Origin of the sequence: Nostoc sp. DedQUE09 (assembly GCF_034530915.1) — a bacterium.
Lineage (GTDB): Bacteria > Cyanobacteriota > Cyanobacteriia > Cyanobacteriales > Nostocaceae > Nostoc.
The window spans coordinates 112,484-136,111 of the sequence record NZ_JAVRCE010000001.1; the positions used below are offsets into that span (position 1 = coordinate 112,484).

The window sequence follows — 23,628 nt, forward strand, 5'->3', positions numbered from 1 at the left end:
ATAAGCTGGCATTAATAGGGTTGCATTATGCATTTGTTGAATTCAAAAACCAGCTTAAAAACTCGTCAAAAGAACAATAAAATAAGTACATTTCTTTTGACTCGTAGCAACATTGTACTGCTCATTGGATATTTAATCACTCTACCAATTTGTACATTAATAATTTTATCCTTATTATTACCCTTATTCAGTGCTAGCTTATTCACTTCCATTGGAAACTCGTACCACTCTACATCGATCCCTTGGATAGATAATGCATCTGAATGCGAACATACTGGCAGAAATTGGAGCGATCGCAAGTGTTGGGATAATGAACACAATCCCATGTTTTGAATGGAGATTGCAAAAGGCGTAGGCGCAGCCCGCACTTCTCTACAAGACGCTTTGCGTAGCTTGCTTCCACGTTTGCGGAGCGTGCCGTAGGCAAGTGGTACGACAAGCTCAGTGACCATCGTAGACATCACTCTCATCCATGCCACTGAGTAACTTCCTATCTAGCTGATTGCAAAATAATCATCATTGCTATGCGTTTATCGCATTAATACGGATTTACTATAGCTTTACAGATGCCATTCTAAATGAGGGAATAAAGATGGATACCCCTGGCGTTGACCAGGGGCTTTTTATTTAGCAGCTACGCCTTAAACGTCAACACCAGACTCAATCGCGCCACAAGGTCTACCATTTCTGCTTCAACCTGCACATCAATATGACCTGTGGATACCACTTTTTCAGGGTACAAAAATACTATAAAATAGCGATCGCACCCTTAGAGCTTTTGTAAAAAGCCACGTATTGTTTTTATTTCGAGCTTAGTTGGGGAATACTAAACTAAGCACTGAATCTATATATGACCTTTTTACACAAAATTACTAAAAAATTTTCTCGTAATAACTCTCAAAATGTTTCTGGGATAAATCCATCTGTAATCAGCCAACAACCTACAGGGCTGAAGCAACCAGCAAAACCATCAAAACCAAAAACTCTAGCTGAATTAGAACAGGAAATAGCAGCACAGGGGCAGGTTAGCAGTATATCGCATCAAAAAAGACCTAGCAAACCCAACAGAGGTATAGGTACTAAATTGATATGGATAGCAGTACTTATCGGCATTCCCGCAGGTGTGGTTTGGGTGGCGAATCAGCCTTACCCAATAATTCGTCGGAGTGTGGTGCAAAATGCACCTTTTTTATTGCTACCCAGTTACATGAGCATGGAACAGCACTATCGACAGGCGTTGATATCAATTGAGCAAGCTGAATACTTGATTGAAAAACCCACTAGTGCGGCAGATTTGGCGTTGGGTGAACAGCAACTGCAACAGACAAAAACACATCTAAATAACTTGCCAATTGGGTTGGTTAACGATTGGCCGGAATACAAATATTGGTGGTACGACTGGCGGTTCAGCGTTTACGGTTTGAATGCAGCACGTCGTCAAGTAGGACAACTAGAAGCCAAGGTTTTTCAGGAAAAAAACGCTCAAACCTTGCTCACTGATAATAGCCAGGCATTATTGAATGCAAAACAGCAGTATCAAATTGCTACAACAGTAACCGATAAAAAGTCGGCGATCGCAGCTTGGCGTTCAGCATTGGATAAGTTAGAAGAGATTCCCGGACAAACCTTAGCCGGAAAAACTGCTCAAAATCAACTAGATGCCTACAAGCGTGATTTTAAAGAAGTTGTGGGATTAGCAGCGGGAAATGAGCGCGTCAGTGCTTTAATTACCGCAGCGCAGCAATTTTCTTGGCAAGCTGCAAAAGCTGGTCAAAATCCACCGCACACAGTCACCGAATGGGAACAAATAGAAAATTTATGGTCAGAAGCTATTAATCGCTTAAAACAGATTTCTTCTGAAGATTTGGTAGGTTATCTGGAAGCACAAAAGTTATTAGCAATTTATGAGACTAATTTGGGTCAAGTCAAAGTAAGAAGACAAGCTGAGTCCGTTTCTGTACAGGCTTTCTTTATGGCACAACGAGAAATAGAAAGTTTAGTGGCTTCAATTCCCACTGACCCCAAAAATTTGGATCGCAATCGCATAATTAGTCAGTTCCACGGGATTATTAACCAATTAGAAAAGGTAGAAAAAGGTACAACTGTTTATTTAAAAGCTCAAGAGTTATTGCTATCGGCAAATAATAAATTAAAGCAACTCCAGTAAGATTTCTCCACTGTCAACAGTTAATACCAATTCTCTGTGAAGCTGCACATTATTTTGACCTGTCTCAACCTTCCCTGATTAAAGCTACGGTGTAGACAAAACTCTAAAATAGCTGATTAATCAAGGTTTTACCCCACCTTAACCCTCCCCGATGCATTGAGGAGGGTGACAATGAGATGAACTTTTAAGCACTTAAACAACAGTAAAATTTTTCATTTTATCGGCACGTTGGTAAGAAAATAATCAATCTTTAATCGCTAGAACCCTTGATTTTTCATGCAATTTAGGGAATGAAATAGCCCTGCCCAAACCAAAGTTGTAAAGAAATTTGAAGTTTAGCGAAAAACTTTTAAAAATCTCTAGACTCTCCAGCCGGCTAGAGAGTCTAGGATGAATTCAAGGCGACTCTCTTCCCAGTTATTTCTGATGTGTGAGGGATACGTCTCAGTCATCCAGCTCGATCTGGCTAAGTTGTTCATTTTATCCCGTAAATCTATGACTCTCCAACTCACAGTTCCCAACATGGCTTGTTCTGCTTGTGCAAGCACCATCACCAAAACACTTCAGGCAATCGATGCTAATGCTAGCGTTCAGGCCGATCCAACAACCAAGCTTGTCAGTGTAGAAACTCAAGCATCAGAAACAGCAATTAAGGAAGCGTTAGCTGCTGCGGGTTATCCAGTTGCTTAATTTTTAGCAAGAAAGGCAGGAGGCAGTGTTTCACTGCCTCCTGCCTTCTTCACGCTCCTCTCACACTAATCACAGGGGTTCATCTAGTTATGGATACTCTCACACTCAAACTTCGAGGCATGAGTTGTGCCGCTTGCGCCAACAACATTGAAAAGTCAATTCGCTCTGTTTCTGGGGTAATTGACTGTAACGTTAACTTTGGAGCAGAGCAAGCTACGATCAAATACGATCGCTCTCTAGCCAATTTAGAGAAAATCCAAGGTGCGGTCGCAGCTGCGGGATACTCTTCTGACTCACTTCAGGAAGAATTGCTCACCGAAGATGATGGTGAGAAAGCAAGTCGGCAAGCATTACAACGCCAACTCTCCCTCAAGGTAGCGGTGGGAGGTGTAATCAGCATTTTCTTATTTTTGGGGTCGTTGCCCATGATGACTGGGCTAAATTTACCCTTGATTCCAAGCTTCTTGCAAAATTCTTGGATGCAGTTAGTGTTGACAACCCCTGTCGTGTTCTGGTGTGGTGGATCTTTTTACCGCAATGGCTGGAAATCTCTCAAGCGCCATACGGCAACGATGGACACGCTGATTGCTTTGGGTACAAGTGCAGCATATCTATATTCTTTGTTTGTCACTGTTTTTCCAAAATTTTTTATTGCTCAAGGCTTGATTCCTCATATTTATTACGAAGTTGCCGCCATTGTCATCACCTTAATTTTGCTAGGGCGGTTGCTGGAAAATCGGGCTAGGGGACAAACTTCTGAAGCTATCCGCAAACTCATCGGACTGCAAGCTAGAGATGCCAGAGTTATTCGTGATGGTAGAGAAATTGATGTTCCCATCGTCGAAGTTAGAATCAACGATGTGATTTTAGTGCGTCCTGGTGAAAAAATTCCGGTGGATGGCGAAGTGATTACAGGCGCTTCAACGGTAAATGAAGCGATGGTGACTGGTGAAAGTTTGCCAGTTAAAAAGCAGCCAGGAGATGAGGTGATTGGGGCCACGATTAACGGTGCGGGTGCATTTCAGTTTCGGGTGACACGGGTCGGAAATGATACATTTTTGGCTCAAATTGTCAAACTAGTGCAACAAGCCCAAGGTTCTAAAGCACCAATTCAGCGCTTGGCAGATCAAGTTACAAGATGGTTTGTACCAGCTGTAATTGCCGTTGCGATCGCCACTTTCGTCATTTGGTTTAATTTTACGGGCAACCTCACCCTAGCCACAATGACAACGGTGGGTGTACTGATTATCGCTTGTCCTTGTGCTTTGGGTTTAGCTACTCCCACTTCTGTAATGGTGGGGACGGGCAAAGGTGCAGAAAATGGCATTTTGATTAAGGGTGCTGACAGTTTAGAACTAGCACACAAAATTCAAACCATCGTTCTAGATAAAACTGGCACTTTAACTCAGGGTAAACCTACAGTTACAGACTTTGTAACTGTCAACGGCACAGCTAATGGTAATGAAATCCAGCTTTTACAGTTAGCAGCAACGGTGGAACGAAATTCTGAACATCCTTTAGCTGAAGCGGTGGTGAAATACGCCCAGTCTCAAGAAGTGAGTTTAATAGATGCAAAAAACTTCGTAGCTAATGCAGGTAGTGGTGTCCAAGCAGTTGTTTTAAATCGGCTTGTGCAAATTGGTACACAACGCTGGTTAACAGAACTTGGAATTAACACCATGAGTCTCCAGCAGTATAAAGATGCCTGGGAAGCTGCTGGTAAAACAGTTATTTTGATTGCTGTAGATGGCGAACTACAAGGAATAATGGGTATTGCCGATGCCCTAAAACCTTCATCAGCAGCAGTGGTGAAAGCCTTACAGAAGTTAGGTTTAGAAGTAGTAATGCTTACCGGAGATAATCGTAAAACTGCTGATGCGATCGCTCTACAAGTTGGCATCCAGCGAATCTTTGCCGAAGTGCGTCCAGATCAAAAGGCGGCGATTATCCAATCTTTGCAAGGGGAGCAGAGGGGCAGCACTTCGGCTACGCTCAGTGACCGAGGGGCAGGGGAGCAGAGGAGCAGGGGAGTAAGGAAAGAGAATTCTCGTAAATTCTCACTCAAAACTCAGCACTCAATTGTCGCAATGGTAGGTGATGGCATTAATGATGCGCCAGCGTTAGCACAGGCTGATGTGGGAATTGCTATTGGTACGGGAACAGATGTAGCGATCGCAGCTAGCGATATCACACTAATTTCTGGAGATTTGCAAGGAATTGTCACAGCAATTCAACTTAGTCGCGCCACCATCAACAATATCAAGCAAAATCTCTTCTTTGCCTTTGTTTACAACGTCATTGGTATTCCCATTGCGGCGGGAATTTTGTTCCCCATCTTTGGTTGGTTACTCAATCCAATTATCGCCGGGGCGGCGATGGCTCTTTCTTCGCTCTCTGTTGTTAGCAATGCTCTAAGATTGCGTAACTTTCAACCAAAAATTAGCTCATAATTGCAGGGTAATTGAGGAAATGTTCAATCAAAAAACGCTTTGGGGAAGCCTTACAGTTTTAGTGCTGCTCGCTGGAACATCAGGCGTAGCATTAGCAGAAATGCCAGCCCATTCACCAGAGCAAAATAGCCAATTTCATAGTATCGAGCAACCTTTAGGCTTGAAAGTTGGTGTTGCGATCGCTGGTTTAGCCTTGATTGGATTAGAGTTGTGGTGGTTTCTTCTTTATAAAAGTCCTGAGTCCTAAATTCTGAGTGAATAATGAAATAATTGCTTGAACTTAAGACTATATCCAAGAGTTCAATTAAATGGTACTCCTAGTGGAGGCATCTCCTGCAATAAACGTAATTTTAGTGCTTGGCAATTTGATTGACTTTTAAATGCGTCATCATCTTTTGTAGAATTATAAAAAAACCTTAACTCTTATGAGTTTGCACTTTCAAGTATTTCACTGTCCTTGCCTTAGTAACTATAAATTTTATACTTCTGGTTGGGATTATCCAGAGCAAATTTGTGGCTACGATCGGCAAGGACATTCATGGCAAGGAGAAGAGCTATTAGCCATGCGCGAACAAGGTCTAATTATCAAAGAGTGTCCTGAGAAAACAGTTGTAGTAGGAGAGAAGGGATTGCTGCTTGGATATATTCGAGAATGCTTCGACGGCACATGGCTAGCACATAGTTGTTATTCTTTTGGCTACATGGACATGGTAGAAGTAAGTGGCTTCAAGAAAGAATTCTACGCGGTTCGATACTTGCATCAAGTTATGGATGCTGCTTTTCCAGATACGGCGTATGATTCTGTACCCGATCTTCCTTGGCAACATAAGAAACTTGTTCAAGAACAACCTGAAAAAGCTATTTTTCTGGAATACTTGAATGCACTTATTGGATATATTCAAGAGTGCTATAAAAGAATTTGGTGTGCATATAGTTGCTATTACCCTAAAAGCATGAATGAGATAAAACCAATTGGGTTTATTAGTGAATTTTATGCGGTTCGATACCTGTATCAGATTGCAGAAGTTGCTTTCCCGGATATTATTCAAGATATTCCTAATCTCCCTTGGGAATAATGTAGTACTTCTTTGACTACCAGCCCCATTTATACAATCTTTAGGTGTTTCTTCATTTCTTACTTTTTTGTCAGCACTCAGTACTGAGAGTATTTTGAATGATCGGACAAATTGTATCTTCATGCTGTCCGCCCATATTCTTCCAACCTGAAAGTAACCCCTTTATTTCAGACCGTAAAGTTAACAACTGATCGATTTGGCGATCGATTTGCAAGAGCTTGTCTTCGAGCTTTTCTTGAATTTCACCACAGGGAGCTTGTCCTTGGTCATAAACCTGAAGAATATTTCCAATCTCCTCTAAGCTAAGACCAAGATTTTGTGCCCTTTTAATGAATGCTAGACGAGTCAGCACATCCAATGAAAACTGGCGGAAGCCTCCCTCTGTTCGTCTTGATGATTGGATTAAGCCTAAACTCTCGTAATAGCGAATTGTCCTAATGGAGATTCCGCTTATATCTGTTACCTAACCAATTAAAAGCAGTTCTGTTTCCTGAGTTAACACGGCAGATTTTCTCAAATATTGTAATTATTATGACATATTTTTTTAATTCATTAAGTCATTTGAGATTTTAAAAAAAATTGGCGTAGTAGTTTAAATTTTTATCTAATTATAACTGTTACTAATTTGTAATTTTGCAAATATCTATTCTCAATGGATATCAGCTTATATAAGCTGATATCTGACTAGTATAGTTTTAACAAATTTAATAAATTCTACCTAATATTTTGCCTCTCTGCTTTGAGCTATTGATTGGGTGACTGTTTGTCATGGTACTGAAAGTAACTGTTTTTTTCTAGTCCTCATGTTACTTCTAGATCAACAGCTTCACCTCAAGTGAAACCATAAAAATGAATCTCAATTCGCAGACTTTTAGCTCAAACCGTAAACCTAAAAATTTCAATAATCCAGAGCGTTTTATTGAGGGATGGTATTGGGTAATACCCTCTGAAAATCTGCGGGTGGGTGAAGTAAAACCTGTCACAATTTTGGGTAGAGAACTAGTGATTTACCGGGGTAAAGACAAAAGAGTAGTTACCTTTGATGCTTACTGTCCACACATGGGCGCTCACCTTGCTGAAGGCAAAGTTGAGGGTAATGCACTACGTTGTTTTTTCCACCACTGGAAGTTTGATGCTGAGGGGATGTGTATTGATATCCCATGTTTAGATGTACCACCTTCCCTAAAATTACAAACTTGGCCCACTGCTGAAAAATATGGGATGATTTGGGTTTGGACTGGAGAAATACCACAGCAACCTCTACCTTTTGTTCCAGAATTAGAACAAAAAGAGTGTGATGTCGCCATCCATTCCCACTTCTTGCTGAACTGTCACCCCAATGTAGTGATGATTAATGCAATTGATGCTCAACACCTCAATACAGTTCACCAATTGCCATTAGAAATTATTTTTGAAAGACACGAACTAAACGAGAATGCGATTATCTTCAGTAATACTACACCCATCAAAGACAATTTCTTTTTGATTAAGCTCATCCGTCTTTTCTACAAAAATGTCATAACTTACAGTATTTGCTATTGGTACGGTAGCATTGGCATTGTGACACTTGGCCCTGATTTCTTTCATGTCCACATGATGGTTGCAGTTCGCCTCCACGAAGGGGGAAAAACTGAAGGTCAAGTTCTGTTGATGACTAAAAAACGTAAAGGAATTTTTGGTTGGTTATGCAATCGAGTTGTGCTATGGCTGACTAAGATTGCAGCTAAGTACTTTCTCATGGGTGACATCAAAATTCTTCAAACAATTCAGTTTGATTTGAAAACTCCCATCAAAGCAGATCACTCAATTATGCAGTTTATTAACCATGTTGAAAAACAGCAATCCCTAATGTGGGGGACTTGGCAAGAAATGCGATCGCGCGATGTGGAGAGCAAGCCCAGGCGTGAGAGATGGCAAGATACAATGAGTAATGATTAACATCATGTTTATATGACAAAAATTCCGCCAGACTGCTTGGCCAGTTAAACGCACACGGTATCATAACTATTATCAACAATCTTTGCAAGAAATGAATCGTTTGTAGAGGTGTATAGATGTACGCCTCTACCAATGAATGTCTAGCAGATATTTTGTGAAATAGTATAACAATTAATAAAGGTTAAAAGTTCAACAAAGTTACTTTTAACTTTTAATCGATTTTTTACTCGAATACTAGATAAATAAAAAGAAGTGGCAAAGCCACTTCCTAATTCCCAGGTAGAACCTAAGTTATGAGTATAACCACTACAAAAAATTTAAATAGTATAAACAAACACCAATTAACTGAATATCTCTATTTTCCTTGTTTCTAGGTGAGTAAATTCTGATTTCTATGCACCAAATAACTGTATATTTACATAAATCTCGTGATTGCAATCCAGACTCAATATGATCCAGATCGTCGCTTAAGAAGTGCCAGTTTTATCTCTTCATCAAGAAGTTGCTGTTCTAATTAAAACTTAACTGCTTTACCAGCCTCAAAGACTCAGTATGAGAACCTTGTCTTCATAGTTACTCTAAGCTCTAGCAGGCAAACTGATATTTAACATACCACTACTGACTTGGGTTCAATACAACGATAATTTCTGCAAGCCTAATCCCTAAAGGTTTCCAGTGGGGATTGCTGGAAGAAAAAGTACCATCCCCAGACACTGATTGGTAATCATTGGGGAACTTTTCAGAAGCATTGGGAACCGTATCTACTCGTAAAATGAGTTTGCCTTGATAACGGGATAATTTACTACTATCTAACAAAATCGTGCCGCCGTAATCCCAACCCAATCCATAGAGTTTAAAATCACCTAATTTCTTGCGTAACTCGCTCAATGGGGTTCCCACTCCAATACCTTCGCGGGTTTTCCAAGCCCAAGCCAGGTTACGCACATCTAGGGGTTTAGTACGAGTATTATCACTCCAGACTACCAAGAGCGATCGCCCCTGATTTAGATTTAACTGAGTAGCTGCAAAGCTACCTATTCCTTCAGCACCAGAGATAGTTTTATCAACGAGATGGGATGCACCAAACAGTTTGACTAAATCCTGCTTGGTGGTTGTGCGTGTTATCGGGCCTACTCTTTCCCCAGGAACAATTAAGGTGTCTTTTGAGGGTTGCAATTTAGCAACAGTAATTGGGTGATTGATTTTCTGAGGTAGTGCAAAGGCTGGGTTTGCTGAATAGTTTAGCAGTAAAGCTAAAGTAGCTATAGCAATGCTTTTGATTGATGAATTCATCGGTTTTACTATTGGGTAGCAGAATATGAGTGAGAAGTACTCATAGTTTAACTACTACAATTTCCCAATTATAGATTCCCAATTTCACAAAAATTTTATTTTATCGCTCTAGTTGCATTTAAAATTGCTAGCATTGCTACTCCAACGTCAGCAAATACAGCTTCCCACATTGTCGCTATCCCGAAAATACCCAATCCAATAAATACACCTTTAATTGCTAAGGCAAACCCAATATTTTGCCAAACAATTTGCCTTGTTTTTCTGGCGATTTGGATTGCTTCTGCCACTTTGGATGGTGCATCTGTCACGATTACAATATCGGCGGTTTCGATCGCTGCATCTGAGCCTAATCCACCCATTGCCATGCCAACATCTGCTCTAGCAATCACTGGGGCATCATTAATTCCATCCCCAACAAAGGCAACTTTACCACGCTTGCTGGCGGTGCTGAGTAACTTCTCAATGGCATTCACTTTTTCTTCAGGTAATAACTCTGCTTCGTAGGTATCTATGCCAAGCTGTTGAGCAATGCGGGAAGCGATCGCTTGATTATCTCCTGTTAACATTACTGTTCTTTCTACACCCATTCGCTTGAGTGCTTGAATAGCTTCTCTAGCATCTTCTTTGAGTTCATCAGCAATTACAATATATCCAGCGTAAATATCATCCACTGCTAGATGAATAACTGTTCCTTCTAATTGGCAATTAGCGTGAGAAATCTTCTCTCTATGTAATAGGCGATCGCTTCCCGCTATTACTACCCTATTTTCAATCTTGGCTTTAATTCCATAGCCTGCTATTTCTTCATAATCTCCGATCTCAAATTCATCGATTTTTCCACCATAAGCTTTGCAGATAGATTGAGCGATGGGATGATTTGAGTGCGATTCTACTTTGGCAGCTAATAGCAGCAGTTCTTGTTCATTCCAGCCATTTAATGGTACTATCTCTACTACTTTGAATACCCCTTTTGTTAACGTTCCAGTTTTATCAAAAACAACTGTATTAACTGCATTTAAAGTATCTAAAAAAGTAGAGCCTTTAACCAAAATACCACGTCTAGCTGCACCTCCCACACCTCCAAAGTAACCTAATGGAATACTGATAACGAGTCCACAAGGACAGGAGATAACTAGTAAAATTAGGGCACGATAAATCCATTCAGAAGACGTTGCACCCGAAATGAATAAAGGAGGTAATATTGCAAGTACTAAAGATGTAAAAACTACAATTGGGGTGTAATATCGAGCAAATTTAGTAATAAACTTTTCTGTTGCTGCTTTTTTGCTTTTGGCATTTTGCACCAAGTCTAAAATCTTGGCAATGGAAGATTCATCAAATAGTTTTGTGACTCTAATGACGAGCGCACCTATTTTATTGATCGTCCCAGCGAAAACTGTTTCTCCCGTTCTTACCGTTCGTGGTACAGATTCTCCAGTTAATGCAGATGTATCAATTTGCGAATTTCCATCTATAATTTCGCCATCTAAGGGAATTTTTTCTCCCGGCTTGACAACTATAACATCTCCAATCTTTACTGTTTCTGGCGATACTTTCTTCAGTTCTCCTTCTATTTGGATATTTGCATAGTCTGGGCGGATTTCCAATAATGATTTGATCGAGTTACGGGAGCGACTGACGGCAATATCTTGGAACAATTCTCCAATCTTATAAAATAACATGACTCCGACAGCTTCGGGTAATTTATGAATTGCGATCGCCCCTAATGTTGCTACTGTCATTAAAAACGTTTCATCAAATACTCTACCTCTGACTATATTGCGCCCAGCAGTTTTTAAAACACTCCATCCACTTAATAAATAAGCAGGAATAAAAAGCAGATATTCACCTATTGAGTAAAATGTATTGTGTAATTGATCTTCAAAAATTATACCAGGTGCATATAAACTTAAAATCGCTACCAAAGGCAATATCTCATTTTTCAGATTGAATTCTCCATCGTGTTCGTGATTGTGGTCATGGTTATGATTCTCATCATGATTGTGATTATGAACATGGTTATGATTCTCGTGATGGTCATGTTCACAGCTGCAACAATCTGAAGATTCCAAATGTACTTTCTGCTTCATTTTTTCTATGTAGGCTAGTAAATTAATTGAGATATGAGCTTTTTTTAAATGTAATGAAAAAAAGAAGTTTTTACAAGTTGGTATTTTAAGAACGAGAATCTCTATCAATCCGGTTCGGTTAAGTTTTTTTGATGAAAATTCTAGATCACTAAAGATGCCATAAATCGCCATCAACACGAAAAACTGACTGATTATTGTAGAGACGGCGATTCATCGCGTCTCTTGTCTTAACCGAACAGTATTAAAATCTATCTAAAACTTATTACTAAATACATCAAATATCTTGTGAATTAAAATTAAGATTTTTAATCTTGTAAAGATAGCTACAGTGGCTTTCAATTGTATAAAATTATGTAAAATCTAACTTTTGTTCGTAGTGAGCGATTTATCGCTCTAATTTAATTAAGCTCTTATACTTACATCAAGCAAATAATCATCGTCGGAATATATAACGGATTTAAATTTGCTGAATTACATAACGTTGCGTCTAAAAGCTAGATATCAAGCCTGTTTTATTGTTGAATTATGATGTAGTAAATAATTTCCGCTCCAACTGGTGAAGAGGTGGAACTTTCTTGGGTAACAAGTGTCTATCTAGCTATTCTCAGGGAAAATTCACTTGAAGTTTGAAAGTTAATCGAATACCCTAATTTAGTAGACAATTTTCTCAAGGAAATTTATGAACAAAAAAATTCTTCTGAATTTGCTTTCCACTTCCTCAATTTTTGTGTCGATGATGTCTACGCTAGCGGCTTTTAACCCTGCCCATGCTAGTATGGCTCTGCGATTAATGCACACACAAGATGGTCGTACCTGTATTACGAACCCACATGGTGGAAAAGATTTTGTATGCATTCGAGATTCAGAGAGAAAGCAACCTTATACCTCTACACGTTCCTCAACTATTGCCACATCAGTATCAGATCAGAATGTTGCTATGTTGAACTTTACAGAAGAGGAAAGCGATGCTGCAATTAAGACGTTTGGTTGTGACTGTCCATTGTGTGTAAATTCTTTGCGTCAGTTGCGCGGTACTGGAAACTTGGTGTACTAAAGTTGAATAGCGCTGATAGCGACTATAACTTTTGTTAGATACACGTGATTAATCACGTATAAAAGATATACGAAATCAAAAAAGCATTTTTAACTAAGTACCACTACTATTATTTGGCTACATGTAAACTCATTGTTGGGGCAACTCATGAATTGCCCCAACAGTATCTATTTTTGTGTAAGTACTGAGAGAAAAAGAGGCACAGAAATGATTAAATACTCTGGGTCGGAGCGTCCTATTTATTCAACTACCTCATTCACAGGGAATCTATCAATCAACTGCATCGCCCGATAGGCATTACGCAAGAAAGAGTCTTGCAAATGGGGAATATGGGGTATCTGCGACAATAAATCCAAAGTCCGGCGTAAAATTCTCACTACATCGCCTTCATCCAAGGTAGTGTTCTCGCAGAGTTCTGTCCACTCCATTCCCAGGGCCCATTGTTCGACTATAGCAATCAACTCAAATTCCAACCATATCGGCAGCGCTACGTTATACCGCCGTTGTCGTTGGAACATTTGGTGGCGAATTCCTCGCAATTTTTTCAAGGCTTCTGCCACTTCATTGCTAAGGTCAAAATTAACTTTGCTATCTGGGCGGGGCGTTTCCATCACCAAAGCCGCTGCTGCTGCTGCTAAATGATGCGGATCTAAATTGTCCAATTCACCACTAGCGAATACTAAACCCAGCCACAATTCATTTTCCCCTCGAATGGCGGCAGCGATTTGCCCTAATTGTGTGGGAACTAAGTTATCCAAAGCATCAAAATGTTGCAGAATGGCAATTAAATTGAGAAATTCTTCCCAATGACGTTGTGACTGTTGCTCTACTTGCCCCTGCAACTGTTCGAGTTCGGCTTCTAGTTCGACATAGCGGGCCCGACGTTTGAAAAGCGTTGCCGCATTGCCTGATTGATGTAAGGGATGAGCTTCTAATTGCTCTTGAACAGCGGTAACTTTACTGAGTTGTTCTGCTACTTCTGGTGCTAGATGCAAAGATTCTATCGGATTGGGAATACGCACAGCGATCGCAAAGCTTTCTTCGTTACCACGGCGCGATTGTCCTGGCTTCAAAGGCATCTCTGGTGGTGGTAGTACATCAGGCGGCACTTCAATTCGCGGTAGTTCGGCATACAAATCGACTACATCCCCTGTAGTTGCCACATACCAACGGTTATCGTGCCCCAAGCATACCAAGTAAGGAGCTTGACCAGAACCAGGTGATTTTCCTACTAAAACTGCTGTTACAGGTGAAGACACCATGATATTTTTGCCCTTGAGACTCAACAGAGTTCCTGACACTGCAAAGCCCAACATCATCACCAATTCTTCTTGGCGGTTTTCCTGTGCTTGTTCTTGCAAGGTTTTCAATATCTGGCGTTCCACCTTCAGGCGTTGCCGCAATTTTTCATAAACAGCCAGTTCATTTTCATTAACTGCGGCGATTTGTTCATGAAGTTGAGCTAATTGGGTTTGCAATTCGGCAATCTCATCGTATTCTGGCCGTAAATGCAAGGTCGCCATGTACTGCCCAAAACTGCGCTCTATTAGTTCCCTGGTTTGCTCTAGGGTATGAGTTTGCAGCAAGTTGAGTACCATACCATAACTGGGCGTAAACTGGCTTACTAGTGGGTCTGGCTTGGATGTTCCCAAATAGGCGGCTTCTTTAGCTCCTTCAAAGGGAGTTTGGACTGTTACCACATGACCTTGTTTATCCATCCCCCGGCGGCCTGCTCGTCCCGCCATTTGCAAAAATTCGGAAGCGTTCAACAGGCGGTGTCCGGTGTCAGTCCGCTTGGAAAGGGTAGAAATTACCGTTGTCCGGGCGGGCATATTAATTCCAGCTGCTAATGTCTCGGTGGCAAATACTACTTTAATTAGCCCTTGCTGAAATAGTTCTTCTACCAGTGCTTTCCAAGCAGGTAAAATCCCAGCGTGGTGGGCAGCAATTCCCCGATACAGGGGTGCAATTTGCCCAGAACGTCCTGCTTCGGGATTGCGGGCTAAAAAGTCATCAATCTGTTGCCGCAAAATCTGAGACTCTTCATTATTTACCAGCCATAAATCACCCACTTCCGCCACCGCTTTATCACATCCCCGGCGGCTGAAGATAAAGTAAATCGCTGGTAGCATATCCCGTTGCTCTAATTGGCTCAAGGTAAAAATTATACCTGGAGCTTCAGGTCTGCCATTTCTCCCTCTATCCCTTTCTCCCCCTTTTCCCTTCTTCTTCTGAAGGCGGGGGTTAATTTTGGTTTTGCTATCATTCAGCAGGGGAAATAACCCTTTGGGATTGCAAAAGTGAAATTCTAAGGGGACTGGGCGAAAATCGGAGTAAATCAGGTCAGTTGGGCCGTGAACGCGATTTAGCCAATCGGTGAGTTGATCGCTATTGGCAACCGTTGCTGAGAGGGCTGCCAGTTGCACTTCACGGGGACAATAGATGATTGATTCTTCCCAAACTGTACCGCGCTGGCGATCGTTCATGTAGTGGCACTCATCAAGTATCACCGCTTCAACGTCTACTAATGAGATGCCAATTTGCCCGATGGGTGTGCCATAGAGCATATTTCGGAAAATTTCTGTGGTCATCACCAAAATCGGTGCATCTCTGTTAATGGAAGCATCTCCAGTTAACAGCCCGACTCGCTCGAAGCCGAATTTTTCCCGAAAGTCACGTAATTTTTGATTTGACAGCGCCTTCAGGGGAGTAGTATAAAATACGCGTTTTCCTCGCGCTAGGGCGCGATAAATGGCGTATTCCCCGACTAATGTTTTGCCCGAACCTGTGGGGGCACATACGACTACGGAGCGCCCAGCGTTCAGGGACGCGATCGCTTCTTTTTGAAACTGATCCAGTTCAAAGGGAAATATAAACCCTAAGTCAAGTTCTGGAGACGGTGCAGGATAATTCACTCAATCACATTTGCAACCAGATTGTTTACTATACTAACGAGTCTTTTGTCAACTTCGTTATTGGTCATTAGTCATTAGTTTTTCACAAAGGATAAAGGACAAATGACAAAGGACTCTTAAATTATTTTCCCAGTTCTTGCGATCGCTCTGTGGCAGCTTTGACTGCTTCAATTAAAGCGGAACGAAATCCTGCCTGTTCTAGCTTGGCAATCCCCGCAATGGTTGTACCGCCGGGACTGGTAACGCGATCTTTGAGTTCTGCTGGGTGCATTTTGGTTTCCTGCAACAGTTTTGCTGTTCCCAGTACGGTTTGCAAGGCTAGTTGATTGGCAATTACTCTAGGTAAACCTGCGGCTACTCCGCCATCTGCAAGTGCTTCTACCATGAGCGCCACGTAAGCGGGGCCGCTACCAGATAGCCCTGTAACTGCATCCATCAGCGCTTCTGAAACTTCCACGACTTCACCCACGGCAGAAAAAACTTGCTGTGCTATTTGGTGATGCAAGGCATTGGTATATGCACCTAAACAAATCGCGGTAACTCCTGCTCCCACTGTTGCTGGGGTGTTGGGCATTGCTCTAATCACTGGCAATTGCACAAATGCAGCTTCTAGCTGACTTAAGGGCACACCCGCCAAAATAGAAATGATTAGAGGTGAATGTTCTCTATTAAGAATATCAATATCTGCTAATTCTTGAGCGATCGCGCTAAACACCTGCGGTTTCACCGCCAAAAATAGAACTTCTTTTGCTTCGGTGAAAACCTGGCTATTATCTGTCGTTACAGCAACACCGTATTGCTGTTTTAAAAAATCTAAGCGTGAAGATAGCGGTTCGCTAACTATGACTTCTGATGATTGATAAATTCCACGCGCGATAAGGCGGGATAAGAGCGCTTCTCCCATTACCCCACCACCAATTAAGCCAAATTTTATAGTCATTAGTCATTAGTCATTAGTGAGCCAGCGCGGTCTTGGGGGTTTCCCCCATGAGTGACTGGCGAACCCGTAAGGGTCATTGGTCATTAGTCATTAGTCGTTTGTCATTTGTCACCATGAGCAAAACCCAGGACAAATGACAAAGGACAAAGGACAAACGACTAAATACTAATTTAACTTTATTGTGCCATCCGGTTAGTCTCGTTGCCCCAGGTTTGATTTGGAGTACCTGTTGTCGGACGAGAGGGACGTACTGGTGGTTGTGGTACTTCATGAAGAACGCCACCTTGGGTGCTAACTTGGACACAACTTGGTGTAAACAAAAAGATGCTCTCACCGATACGCTCTTGATGTCCATCTAGTGCGTAAGTACCACCTGCAACAAAATCTACTGCTCGTTGAGCTTGATCCGGGTCCATAATTGTCAGATTTAATACCACTGACTTGCGTTCGCGCAACGCTTGAATTGCCTGGGGCATTTCTTCAAAGGTGCGTGGTTCGAGTACTAAAACTTCCGAAATTCCGTTAATTGCTCCTGGCATACCAATCACATTCCCCATTGGCTTTGAACCTGCTGTCATATCATCTCCCATTGTAGGCACTGGTTCCCGCCAGCGTCGATTTTGAGCAGCTGGACTCTCTTGTGGTGCTGGTTGGGGATTTTCTTGCTGATACAGATTTTGGTAATTATTATTATCTGTTTCTGGTTCTTCTTCGTAATACTCGTATTCTACTTGCTCATTTAGACCCACAAAGTCTCTGAGTTTGGAAAATATGTTGTTCATTGTGTGTGTACTCTCCTGGTGCGAATAGCCTGTATTGACTTGGCTGAGGATTAGTTGGAATAGGAGCACTCGCTACATCGGTGGATACTTCAGCAACTGTATTGCTAGTTGTAGCCTATACTACGGGTTTTGGCGATGAACTGACACTTATTGGAAAGGTCTGTGCATCGCCTAAACATAATAATGAGTAAAGATTATATCCTAAGGTTTATCCGAAGGAAACTTCTTTATACCCCATTTTCTCTTGGCGATTACTCTTGTCAATACTATATCCTTTGTTTCCGATTGCACCAGTCTGTTAGAAAATTCTTGTCAACAAATCCTTAGCTTCGATTAATACTGAAGAGCAAGGCTGATGATTAATCGGCTAAGAGCGATCGCCAAACAAGATTGTTCCTAATCGTACCATCGTTGCGCCTGCTTGCACTGCCAGTTCGTAGTCGCCTGACATACCCATAGATAGGTGCTGCATTTTAATATGCGACCAGTTTTGCTCCTGGATTTCTTTGGCTAGCTCACGATTGCGATTAAACACACTGAGAATTTCGGAATCTTTTAATCCTGATGGCGGGATTGTCATCAAACCTTGAATTTGTAAACTTTTGTATTGATTGAGTGTGGGTAAATCAGCCAAAAGTTCTGGCACACTCCAACCAGACTTGTTGGGGTCGGGGAGAATTTTCACTTGCAGGCAAACCTGGGAACTGACTCCTAGCTGTTGCGCCAATTGGTCTAAGCGCTGTGCCAGCTTCAAATTATCCACGGAGTGAATCCAAGGGAAATGCTCGATGGCTTTTTTGGCTTTATTGCTTTGCAAATGTCCAATAAAGTGCCAGGTAATATCCGGTAGGTCTTGCAACTCGGCTTGTTTGCTGGCAGCTTCTTGGATACGACTTTCCCCGAAATCACGAATTCCGGCGTTGTATGCAGACCGAATGGCCTGGACAGAAACTTGCTTGCTAACAGCAATCAATTTGACTGAAGTTGGCAGTGAGGAACGAATAGTAACAATACGTTCGGAAATCGAACTGTTCATTGGAAGGTGCGCTGGAAAACACTCTGAAGCTGATCGTACTCCTGAGAATGCCCACTGCGCCGCAGGGTACGTAAGCGATTTTCCAACATCATTCTCGCCTCAGTACGTCCTAGAGACTGGAATTTAACACCTTTAACATCATTTGCCACCAAAAAAAATAAGCGCTGGGCATAAAGTGTGGTGAACAAATCCTGGTTCTCATCAACCATACAGATTTTGTAGAGTAAACCCCAAGTTGGATGGTTTATGTAAGTTTCTGCGTTTTCTGGATTCATTTAAGAGTCAAGGTGTAGTCAAAGTGGAAGTATATATATCTTTTCGCAGTGAATTCCAAACATTCAGACGATAATACCAACATTCGCCAGAATATTTGGTTAAAATGCGAAGCTGCGGTTACGAAGACCTTGATCTAGTTCCTAATGAGCAGATGAAGCTAGTGGTAGTGAAGCGCAATAGTACAACAGAAGCCGCGAAGCGTAGATTCAAAGAGTAGAGGCTGTTTGACAAATATCACCATCTGCTTTGGTGACTTCAATTTAGTAATCTGTAGGGACAAGGCACAAAAGATTGCCGATCCTCTGGTTGAAAGTTTGATGTGGCAAGGAAAAACACCCTTTGAAATTCCCAACGGCAACGGCGAATTTTTCAACTTCTTTCCATACTGCCACAACTGTCGCCCAATGGCACAAAATTGGGTACTGGAAAGAAAACTACCATTTATGCAAAAGGTCTATTGATTATCCAGTATTTTCAGTGGTGGAATTGGTGCCTGAGCATTGTGCAGAGATTCATAAGAGTACTCAATCAAAAATCTTAAGATTCGTTTGTAGTATTCGCGTAACGCTGGTTAATATCTAAAATCTACAAGAAATGCTAGGGGATCAATTTTATCGCTGGGTAGCTACTCAAATTACCCTACTATATTGTTACCTATAGCTCAATACTCGGTTAAGGCAAGAGATGCGATGAATCGCCGTCTCTACAATAATTAGTCTTTGGTAGAGACGGCGATTTAATGTTTTACTTCTGACCGGAGGCGGAGCGTCTCCGGCTCCGCTCCTGAATTCTGCTGTATTACCTCTTACCATTTTCTCAGTGCAAAATTACGCCTGAGTTCCTATAGCTAGTCGTATTCCCCAGAATAAGATTAAAGTTGCGATCGCCAGCCAGTCACGCCCTTTTAATCGTAAATCGTGCCACTGGACTCGATGCTCATTGGGACTGGTAAAACCCCGCACCATCATGGCATTTGCCATTTGGTCGGCTCGTAAGAGCAGATTTTCTAAAAGTCTCTCTGCGACTGTCATCCAAACCTTGAATGTTCCTTTTAATCCTAGCTTTTTCCAATTAATTGCCCTTGTCATTACGGAGCGAAATAAATTTTGCACTTCTTCTAAAACCAAGGGAATGAAGCGCAAGGACAAGGTTAAAGTTAAAGCGATTTCTGTGACAGGCAACTTGAAGCGTCGCAAGGGTTGCATTAAGCTTTCTATGCCAGATGTGATTTCTTCTGGTGCGGTTGTCAGCAGATAGAGGTTAGTGCTGTAAATAACGGTAAAAATAAGTGTACTCAGGCGTACTGCCAAACTCAATGAGTAGCGAGTCACTTTAACCGGGCCTTTGTGAAATAGCACGTAGCTGTATGCTTTTTTCTCAGGGGCTGGCTCTTGAATATTATTAGAGTTTGCTGGCTGGGTTAAGATTTGTTCGTTAGCTGGCAAACGTGACTGATAATCTATACCCAATCCATCAGGACTAATGGCTGCGATCGCTAGCACAAAAAACGATAGCATTAATAGCCAACCCATTTGCTGCTGCCATACGCGTCGAGGAATTCTGGCAATTAAGGTGGCAATAATCAAAATTACCACCAGAAGCACCCGCCAATTGTTGTTGGCTAAAACATAGCTTGTTAAAAAGCTCATCAACCAGGCGAACTTGACTCGCGGATCGATTTTATGCAGCCAAGTTTGGGGTTGTTCTAAATAAAGTCCAAGTGGCAGCGATCGCAATAAATCCATTTTAGAGTTACGAGTGAGAAATGAAGAGTTAGGAGTTTTGACTTTAACTCATAACTTTTACCTTGTGCCGCTATCAAACTTAAGTCGATAGGGTTCTGTAGTTAGCAATTTTGGCTTTAACTCATAACTCTTGTACAGACACGATTTATCACGTCTTTCCTAACAGACGCAATTAATCGCATCTCTATTTGTACAGACGCGATTCATCGCGTCTCTATTCTTAACTTATTTTGACGCGAGTTGCTCTATTAACATTACCACTTTCGGCATCACGGACTTTCTTGCTCCGCCACAGTAAAATAATTGGTGTGCCTTTAAATCCTAGTTGTTGCCGGAATTGGCGTTCAATATAGCGCCGATAGTTGTCGTTGAAGCGTTTCGAGTCGTTGACAAATAGTGCGATCGTTGGTGGTTGGCTACTTACTTGTGTACCATAATAAATCTTCCCTTGACGCCCACCACGGGATGCCGGCGGTGAATGCCAACTCACGGCATCTGTTAAGACTTCGTTAATCACTGATGTGCTGACACGGCGTTTGTGTGATTCAGCCGCAGTTTTCACCAATTCTAAAATCTTTTCGACCCTTTGTCCTGATAAGGCACTCACAAAAATTGTTTCTGCCCATTCGGTAAAATGTAACCGTGATTGCAGAGTTTTTTCGTAGTCGTAGATTGTGTAAGAGTCTTTTTCGACAGCATCCCACTTATTAACGACGATGATGCAAGCTCGACCATCTTCGATAATCCGCCCAGCTAATTTTTGGTCTTGCTCGGTGACTCCATCTAAAGCATCTATTACTAATAAAACCACGTCCGCGCGGCGAATCGCTTTGAAAGCCCGGTTAATACTAAAGAATTCTGTGCCGTATTCGATGTGTTTCTTTTTGCGAATGCCGGCGGTATCAATCAAGCGGTAGGTTTGTCCGGCTCGTTCAATGACGGTATCAATAGCATCACGGGTAGTGCCGGAAATAGGGCTGACAATTGCCCTTTCTTCCCCGACAAAAGCATTGAGTAAGCTCGATTTGCCCACATTTGGGCGTCCCACAATTGCTACTTTGATTTCATTCGTTTCTGGAATGTCTTCAATAGCAGGGATGTGATTAACTAACTCGTCGAGTAATTCTCCTGTACCACTGCCATGAATCGCGGAGATGGGGTAAGGTTCGCCCAATCCCAATTCCCAAAATTCGGCAGCTTGCATTAAGCCTTGTTCTGGGGATTCACATTTATTTACAGCTAGTAAGACAGGTACGGGTTGTTGGCGCATCCATTCGGCGATTTCTAAATCTGCCGATGTGGGGCCTGTTTGACCATCGACAACAAAAATAGCGCCACACGCTTCTGCAAGGGCTGTCATTGCCTGTTGGCGAATCAGTGGTAAAAATTCAGTATCATCATTAAAAACTAAACCACCAGTGTCTACCACTAAAAATTCACGATCATTCCAGAAAGCTGGTAGATAAGTGCGATCGCGTGTCACTCCCGGTTCATCATGGACAATCGCCGTTTGTTCCCCGGCGAGTCGATTAACCAGGGTGGATTTGCCCACATTTGGGCGTCCGATAATTGCAACAATTGGCAGTGCCATAAAACCAGGGTAAGTGAGAGACGTAGTATATCACGTACTTACATTTTACTCGCTTTAAACTTGAAGTTTTAATAATTTCCCAATCATCTGAGGCGATGTCAAAGAAACCTCTCCCTGGTTTTACTACGTAAAACCGTCCCTCTCCGATTCGGAGAGGGAAAGACTTGAACTAAAGTTCAAGGCAGGGAGAGGTTATTGAACTCACGTTAATTTGAAAAATAAAAAAGGTAGGAAGTCCTACCTTTTACCCAAAAAAAGCATTTTGTAACCAAATACCAAATTAAATATCACACACGCTTTTGACGTATCTATTGCAAACCTATGACGAGGGTGTGACGTTTAATTTGTAGCTGATTTCGCGATTACTCCCAGTTGCAATCCAGGCGGATAGCTACCTTCTTCCTTGATGCGCTTAATTTCAGCATCGGTTATCTGCAAATTTAACTTTTGTACCAGCGATCGCACAATATCTCCCCGATCAATTACACCAGCTACAGCACCAGCAGGAGAAAGGACGGTAATTCTCGGTAACTGCTCATTTTCTAGCTTGTTAATTACCTCAGCGATCGCTGTTGACTCTGCAACGGTAGGTATTTCTGTCAGGGGATGCACTATGCTGTGTAAAGTTTCGGTTTCCCATTCACTCCTTTGGGTTAAACGGAAATCGTCAATGGAAACTAGACCCCGGTAACGTCCATCAGAAGCGGCAAAATAAACTTGTGAGGGACTGGTTTCTAAGAGGTATAAATCGGCAAAGGAACGCAATGTCTGGTCAGCATCAATTACGCGAAAGTCACGAGTCATCGCATCGGCTGCCACCACCTTGAGTAGACTTTCTTGCAACGTAGTCATGTTGTCATAGGTGTTAGCGTTGCGGACAGCAAACCAACCCAACAGCGCAATCCACAAACCAAGTACTAACTCTCTGGTGACGAAATCTACAACAAATCCGAAAGCGATCGCAGCATAACCCAATATCTGCCCAGACTTTGCAGCCAAGTGTACGGCTTGAAAACGATTACCTGTGATTTGCCATAGTGCTGCTTTTAACACTTGCCCCCCATCTAGAGGTAAGCCAGGAATCAGGTTAAATAGAGCCACCACTAAGTTAATTCTCGCCAAATCTCCGACCATCACACTGAGGGGATTAGTATCAGGTATCACAAAAGCTGCCAAGCGGAGCAGGACAAATAAAATGATACTCACCAAAGGGCCAGCGATCGCAACTTGAAAGGCTTTGAAAGGAGTTTTAGATTCTTCTTCAATGGCAGCAATCCCGCCAAACATAAATAAGGTAATTGAATTAACTCTAATACCTTGCGATCGGGCGACCAAGCTATGACCCAACTCATGTAACAACACCGAACCAAATAGCAGCAGTGCCATAACTATCCCAGCACTCCAAGCTACAACAGGCCCCCATTCCTGATAAGCTACCCCAAAATTCAGGGTTGCCAACCCTAAAATCACAAACCATAACGGGTCTAAAAACAGGGGAATTCCAAATAATGACCCAATTTTCCAATTTGTTTGCATTACACTGCCCTAAAACTAGATATCGCCAGTAATTCCTATACTGCAATAT

General features: G+C 41.9%; 20 protein-coding genes. 8 read left to right on the forward strand and 12 right to left on the reverse strand.

What is annotated here, in order from left to right; translation table 11 throughout:
• Positions 1-65: 65 nt before the first annotated feature.
• Positions 66-461, reverse strand: coding sequence for a hypothetical protein (locus tag RMY27_RS00450; RefSeq protein WP_322659440.1), 396 nt, complete (start codon positions 459-461; stop codon positions 66-68).
• A gap of 389 nt (positions 462-850) precedes the next feature.
• Between RMY27_RS00450 and RMY27_RS00455 the strand changes: the two genes are divergently transcribed.
• The 5 genes from RMY27_RS00455 to RMY27_RS00475 all read left to right on the forward strand — a co-directional run bounded on the left by RMY27_RS00455 (position 851) and on the right by RMY27_RS00475 (position 6,383).
• The gene (locus tag RMY27_RS00455) at positions 851-2,167 is read left to right on the forward strand and encodes a hypothetical protein (protein WP_322659441.1); all 1,317 of its coding nucleotides are present in this window, start codon (positions 851-853) and stop codon (positions 2,165-2,167) included.
• A 495-nt stretch (positions 2,168-2,662) separates the two neighbouring features.
• A complete protein-coding gene (locus RMY27_RS00460; RefSeq protein WP_322659443.1) occupies positions 2,663-2,857 on the forward strand; it encodes a heavy-metal-associated domain-containing protein in 195 nt (64 codons plus the stop codon).
• Between the two features lie 89 nt (positions 2,858-2,946).
• Positions 2,947-5,307: a heavy metal translocating P-type ATPase gene (locus RMY27_RS00465; RefSeq protein WP_322659445.1), complete on the forward strand. Its 2,361-nt coding sequence runs from the start codon at positions 2,947-2,949 to the stop codon at positions 5,305-5,307.
• Between the two features lie 19 nt (positions 5,308-5,326).
• On the forward strand, positions 5,327-5,554 hold the full coding sequence (locus RMY27_RS00470; RefSeq protein ID WP_322659447.1) for a hypothetical protein: 228 nt from the start codon (positions 5,327-5,329) through the stop codon (positions 5,552-5,554).
• Between the two features lie 178 nt (positions 5,555-5,732).
• Complete coding sequence (locus RMY27_RS00475) at positions 5,733-6,383, forward strand: hypothetical protein (protein WP_322659449.1); 651 nt, start codon at positions 5,733-5,735, stop codon at positions 6,381-6,383.
• A gap of 70 nt (positions 6,384-6,453) precedes the next feature.
• On the opposite strand, the gene RMY27_RS00480 is transcribed toward RMY27_RS00475, so the two are convergent.
• Positions 6,454-6,837 (reverse strand): heavy metal-responsive transcriptional regulator, encoded by a 384-nt coding sequence (locus RMY27_RS00480; protein ID WP_322659789.1) that lies wholly within the window; start codon positions 6,835-6,837, stop codon positions 6,454-6,456.
• Positions 6,838-7,232: 395 nt separating this feature from the next.
• Here RMY27_RS00480 and RMY27_RS00485 point away from each other — a divergent pair, with 395 nt between their 5' ends.
• Entirely contained in the window at positions 7,233-8,321 is a 1,089-nt protein-coding gene (locus tag RMY27_RS00485; RefSeq protein WP_322659450.1) for an aromatic ring-hydroxylating dioxygenase subunit alpha, read from the forward strand.
• 615 nt (positions 8,322-8,936) lie between these two features.
• On the opposite strand, the gene RMY27_RS00490 is transcribed toward RMY27_RS00485, so the two are convergent.
• Positions 8,937-9,614 (reverse strand): hypothetical protein, encoded by a 678-nt coding sequence (locus tag RMY27_RS00490; protein ID WP_322659452.1) that lies wholly within the window; start codon positions 9,612-9,614, stop codon positions 8,937-8,939.
• A 95-nt stretch (positions 9,615-9,709) separates the two neighbouring features.
• The gene (locus RMY27_RS00495) at positions 9,710-11,704 is read right to left on the reverse strand and encodes a heavy metal translocating P-type ATPase (protein WP_322659454.1); all 1,995 of its coding nucleotides are present in this window, start codon (positions 11,702-11,704) and stop codon (positions 9,710-9,712) included.
• A 679-nt stretch (positions 11,705-12,383) separates the two neighbouring features.
• Here RMY27_RS00495 and RMY27_RS00500 point away from each other — a divergent pair.
• Positions 12,384-12,758: a hypothetical protein gene (locus RMY27_RS00500; protein WP_322659456.1), complete on the forward strand. Its 375-nt coding sequence runs from the start codon at positions 12,384-12,386 to the stop codon at positions 12,756-12,758.
• A 239-nt stretch (positions 12,759-12,997) separates the two neighbouring features.
• On the opposite strand, the gene RMY27_RS00505 is transcribed toward RMY27_RS00500, so the two are convergent.
• The 5 genes from RMY27_RS00505 to pipX all read right to left on the reverse strand — a co-directional run bounded on the left by RMY27_RS00505 (position 12,998) and on the right by pipX (position 18,706).
• Positions 12,998-15,673, reverse strand: coding sequence for an RNA helicase (locus tag RMY27_RS00505; protein WP_322659458.1), 2,676 nt, complete (start codon positions 15,671-15,673; stop codon positions 12,998-13,000).
• Between the two features lie 121 nt (positions 15,674-15,794).
• Positions 15,795-16,613, reverse strand: coding sequence for a pyrroline-5-carboxylate reductase (gene proC, locus RMY27_RS00510; RefSeq protein ID WP_322659460.1), 819 nt, complete (start codon positions 16,611-16,613; stop codon positions 15,795-15,797).
• A gap of 176 nt (positions 16,614-16,789) precedes the next feature.
• Positions 16,790-17,395 (reverse strand): cell division protein SepF, encoded by a 606-nt coding sequence (locus RMY27_RS00515; protein ID WP_322659462.1) that lies wholly within the window; start codon positions 17,393-17,395, stop codon positions 16,790-16,792.
• A gap of 367 nt (positions 17,396-17,762) precedes the next feature.
• Positions 17,763-18,431 (reverse strand): YggS family pyridoxal phosphate-dependent enzyme, encoded by a 669-nt coding sequence (locus tag RMY27_RS00520; protein ID WP_322659464.1) that lies wholly within the window; start codon positions 18,429-18,431, stop codon positions 17,763-17,765.
• Positions 18,428-18,706 (reverse strand): transcriptional coactivator PipX, encoded by a 279-nt coding sequence (gene pipX, locus RMY27_RS00525; RefSeq protein ID WP_069068710.1) that lies wholly within the window; start codon positions 18,704-18,706, stop codon positions 18,428-18,430. The genes RMY27_RS00520 and pipX overlap by 4 nt, the downstream gene beginning before the upstream one ends.
• A 225-nt stretch (positions 18,707-18,931) precedes the next feature.
• Between pipX and RMY27_RS00530 the strand changes: the two genes are divergently transcribed.
• A complete protein-coding gene (locus tag RMY27_RS00530) occupies positions 18,932-19,168 on the forward strand; it encodes a hypothetical protein (protein WP_322659466.1) in 237 nt (78 codons plus the stop codon).
• A 366-nt stretch (positions 19,169-19,534) separates the two neighbouring features.
• Here the strand turns inward: RMY27_RS00530 and RMY27_RS00535 are convergent, their stop codons facing one another.
• The 3 genes from RMY27_RS00535 to RMY27_RS00545 all read right to left on the reverse strand — a co-directional run bounded on the left by RMY27_RS00535 (position 19,535) and on the right by RMY27_RS00545 (position 23,579).
• Positions 19,535-20,452, reverse strand: a complete 918-nt coding sequence (locus RMY27_RS00535) for an energy-coupling factor transporter transmembrane protein EcfT (RefSeq protein WP_322659468.1) — start codon at positions 20,450-20,452, stop codon at positions 19,535-19,537.
• A gap of 220 nt (positions 20,453-20,672) precedes the next feature.
• Entirely contained in the window at positions 20,673-22,043 is a 1,371-nt protein-coding gene (gene der / locus RMY27_RS00540) for a ribosome biogenesis GTPase Der (RefSeq protein ID WP_322659470.1), read from the reverse strand.
• Positions 22,044-22,382: 339 nt separating this feature from the next.
• Positions 22,383-23,579, reverse strand: coding sequence for a site-2 protease family protein (locus RMY27_RS00545; protein ID WP_322659472.1), 1,197 nt, complete (start codon positions 23,577-23,579; stop codon positions 22,383-22,385).
• Positions 23,580-23,628: the final 49 nt, after the last annotated feature.

Excerpts from the sequence above, each read along its gene's own strand:
- RMY27_RS00450 (WP_322659440.1), bottom strand. The coding sequence starts at position 461 with ATGTCTACGATGGTCACTGAGCTTGTCGTACCACTTGCCTACGGCACG.
- RMY27_RS00455 (WP_322659441.1), top strand. The coding sequence starts at position 851 with ATGACCTTTTTACACAAAATTACTAAAAAATTTTCTCGTAATAACTCT.
- RMY27_RS00460 (WP_322659443.1), top strand. The coding sequence starts at position 2,663 with ATGACTCTCCAACTCACAGTTCCCAACATGGCTTGTTCTGCTTGTGCA.
- RMY27_RS00465 (WP_322659445.1), top strand. The coding sequence starts at position 2,947 with ATGGATACTCTCACACTCAAACTTCGAGGCATGAGTTGTGCCGCTTGC.
- RMY27_RS00470 (WP_322659447.1), top strand. The coding sequence starts at position 5,327 with ATGTTCAATCAAAAAACGCTTTGGGGAAGCCTTACAGTTTTAGTGCTG.
- RMY27_RS00475 (WP_322659449.1), top strand. The coding sequence starts at position 5,733 with ATGAGTTTGCACTTTCAAGTATTTCACTGTCCTTGCCTTAGTAACTAT.
- RMY27_RS00485 (WP_322659450.1), top strand. The coding sequence starts at position 7,233 with ATGAATCTCAATTCGCAGACTTTTAGCTCAAACCGTAAACCTAAAAAT.
- RMY27_RS00490 (WP_322659452.1), bottom strand. The coding sequence starts at position 9,614 with ATGAATTCATCAATCAAAAGCATTGCTATAGCTACTTTAGCTTTACTG.
- RMY27_RS00495 (WP_322659454.1), bottom strand. The coding sequence starts at position 11,704 with ATGAAGCAGAAAGTACATTTGGAATCTTCAGATTGTTGCAGCTGTGAA.
- RMY27_RS00500 (WP_322659456.1), top strand. The coding sequence starts at position 12,384 with ATGAACAAAAAAATTCTTCTGAATTTGCTTTCCACTTCCTCAATTTTT.
- proC (WP_322659460.1), bottom strand. The coding sequence starts at position 16,613 with ATGACTATAAAATTTGGCTTAATTGGTGGTGGGGTAATGGGAGAAGCG.
- RMY27_RS00515 (WP_322659462.1), bottom strand. The coding sequence starts at position 17,395 with ATGAACAACATATTTTCCAAACTCAGAGACTTTGTGGGTCTAAATGAG.
- RMY27_RS00520 (WP_322659464.1), bottom strand. The coding sequence starts at position 18,431 with ATGAACAGTTCGATTTCCGAACGTATTGTTACTATTCGTTCCTCACTG.
- pipX (WP_069068710.1), bottom strand. The coding sequence starts at position 18,706 with ATGAATCCAGAAAACGCAGAAACTTACATAAACCATCCAACTTGGGGT.
- RMY27_RS00535 (WP_322659468.1), bottom strand. The coding sequence starts at position 20,452 with ATGGATTTATTGCGATCGCTGCCACTTGGACTTTATTTAGAACAACCC.
- der (WP_322659470.1), bottom strand. The coding sequence starts at position 22,043 with ATGGCACTGCCAATTGTTGCAATTATCGGACGCCCAAATGTGGGCAAA.
- RMY27_RS00545 (WP_322659472.1), bottom strand. The coding sequence starts at position 23,579 with ATGCAAACAAATTGGAAAATTGGGTCATTATTTGGAATTCCCCTGTTT.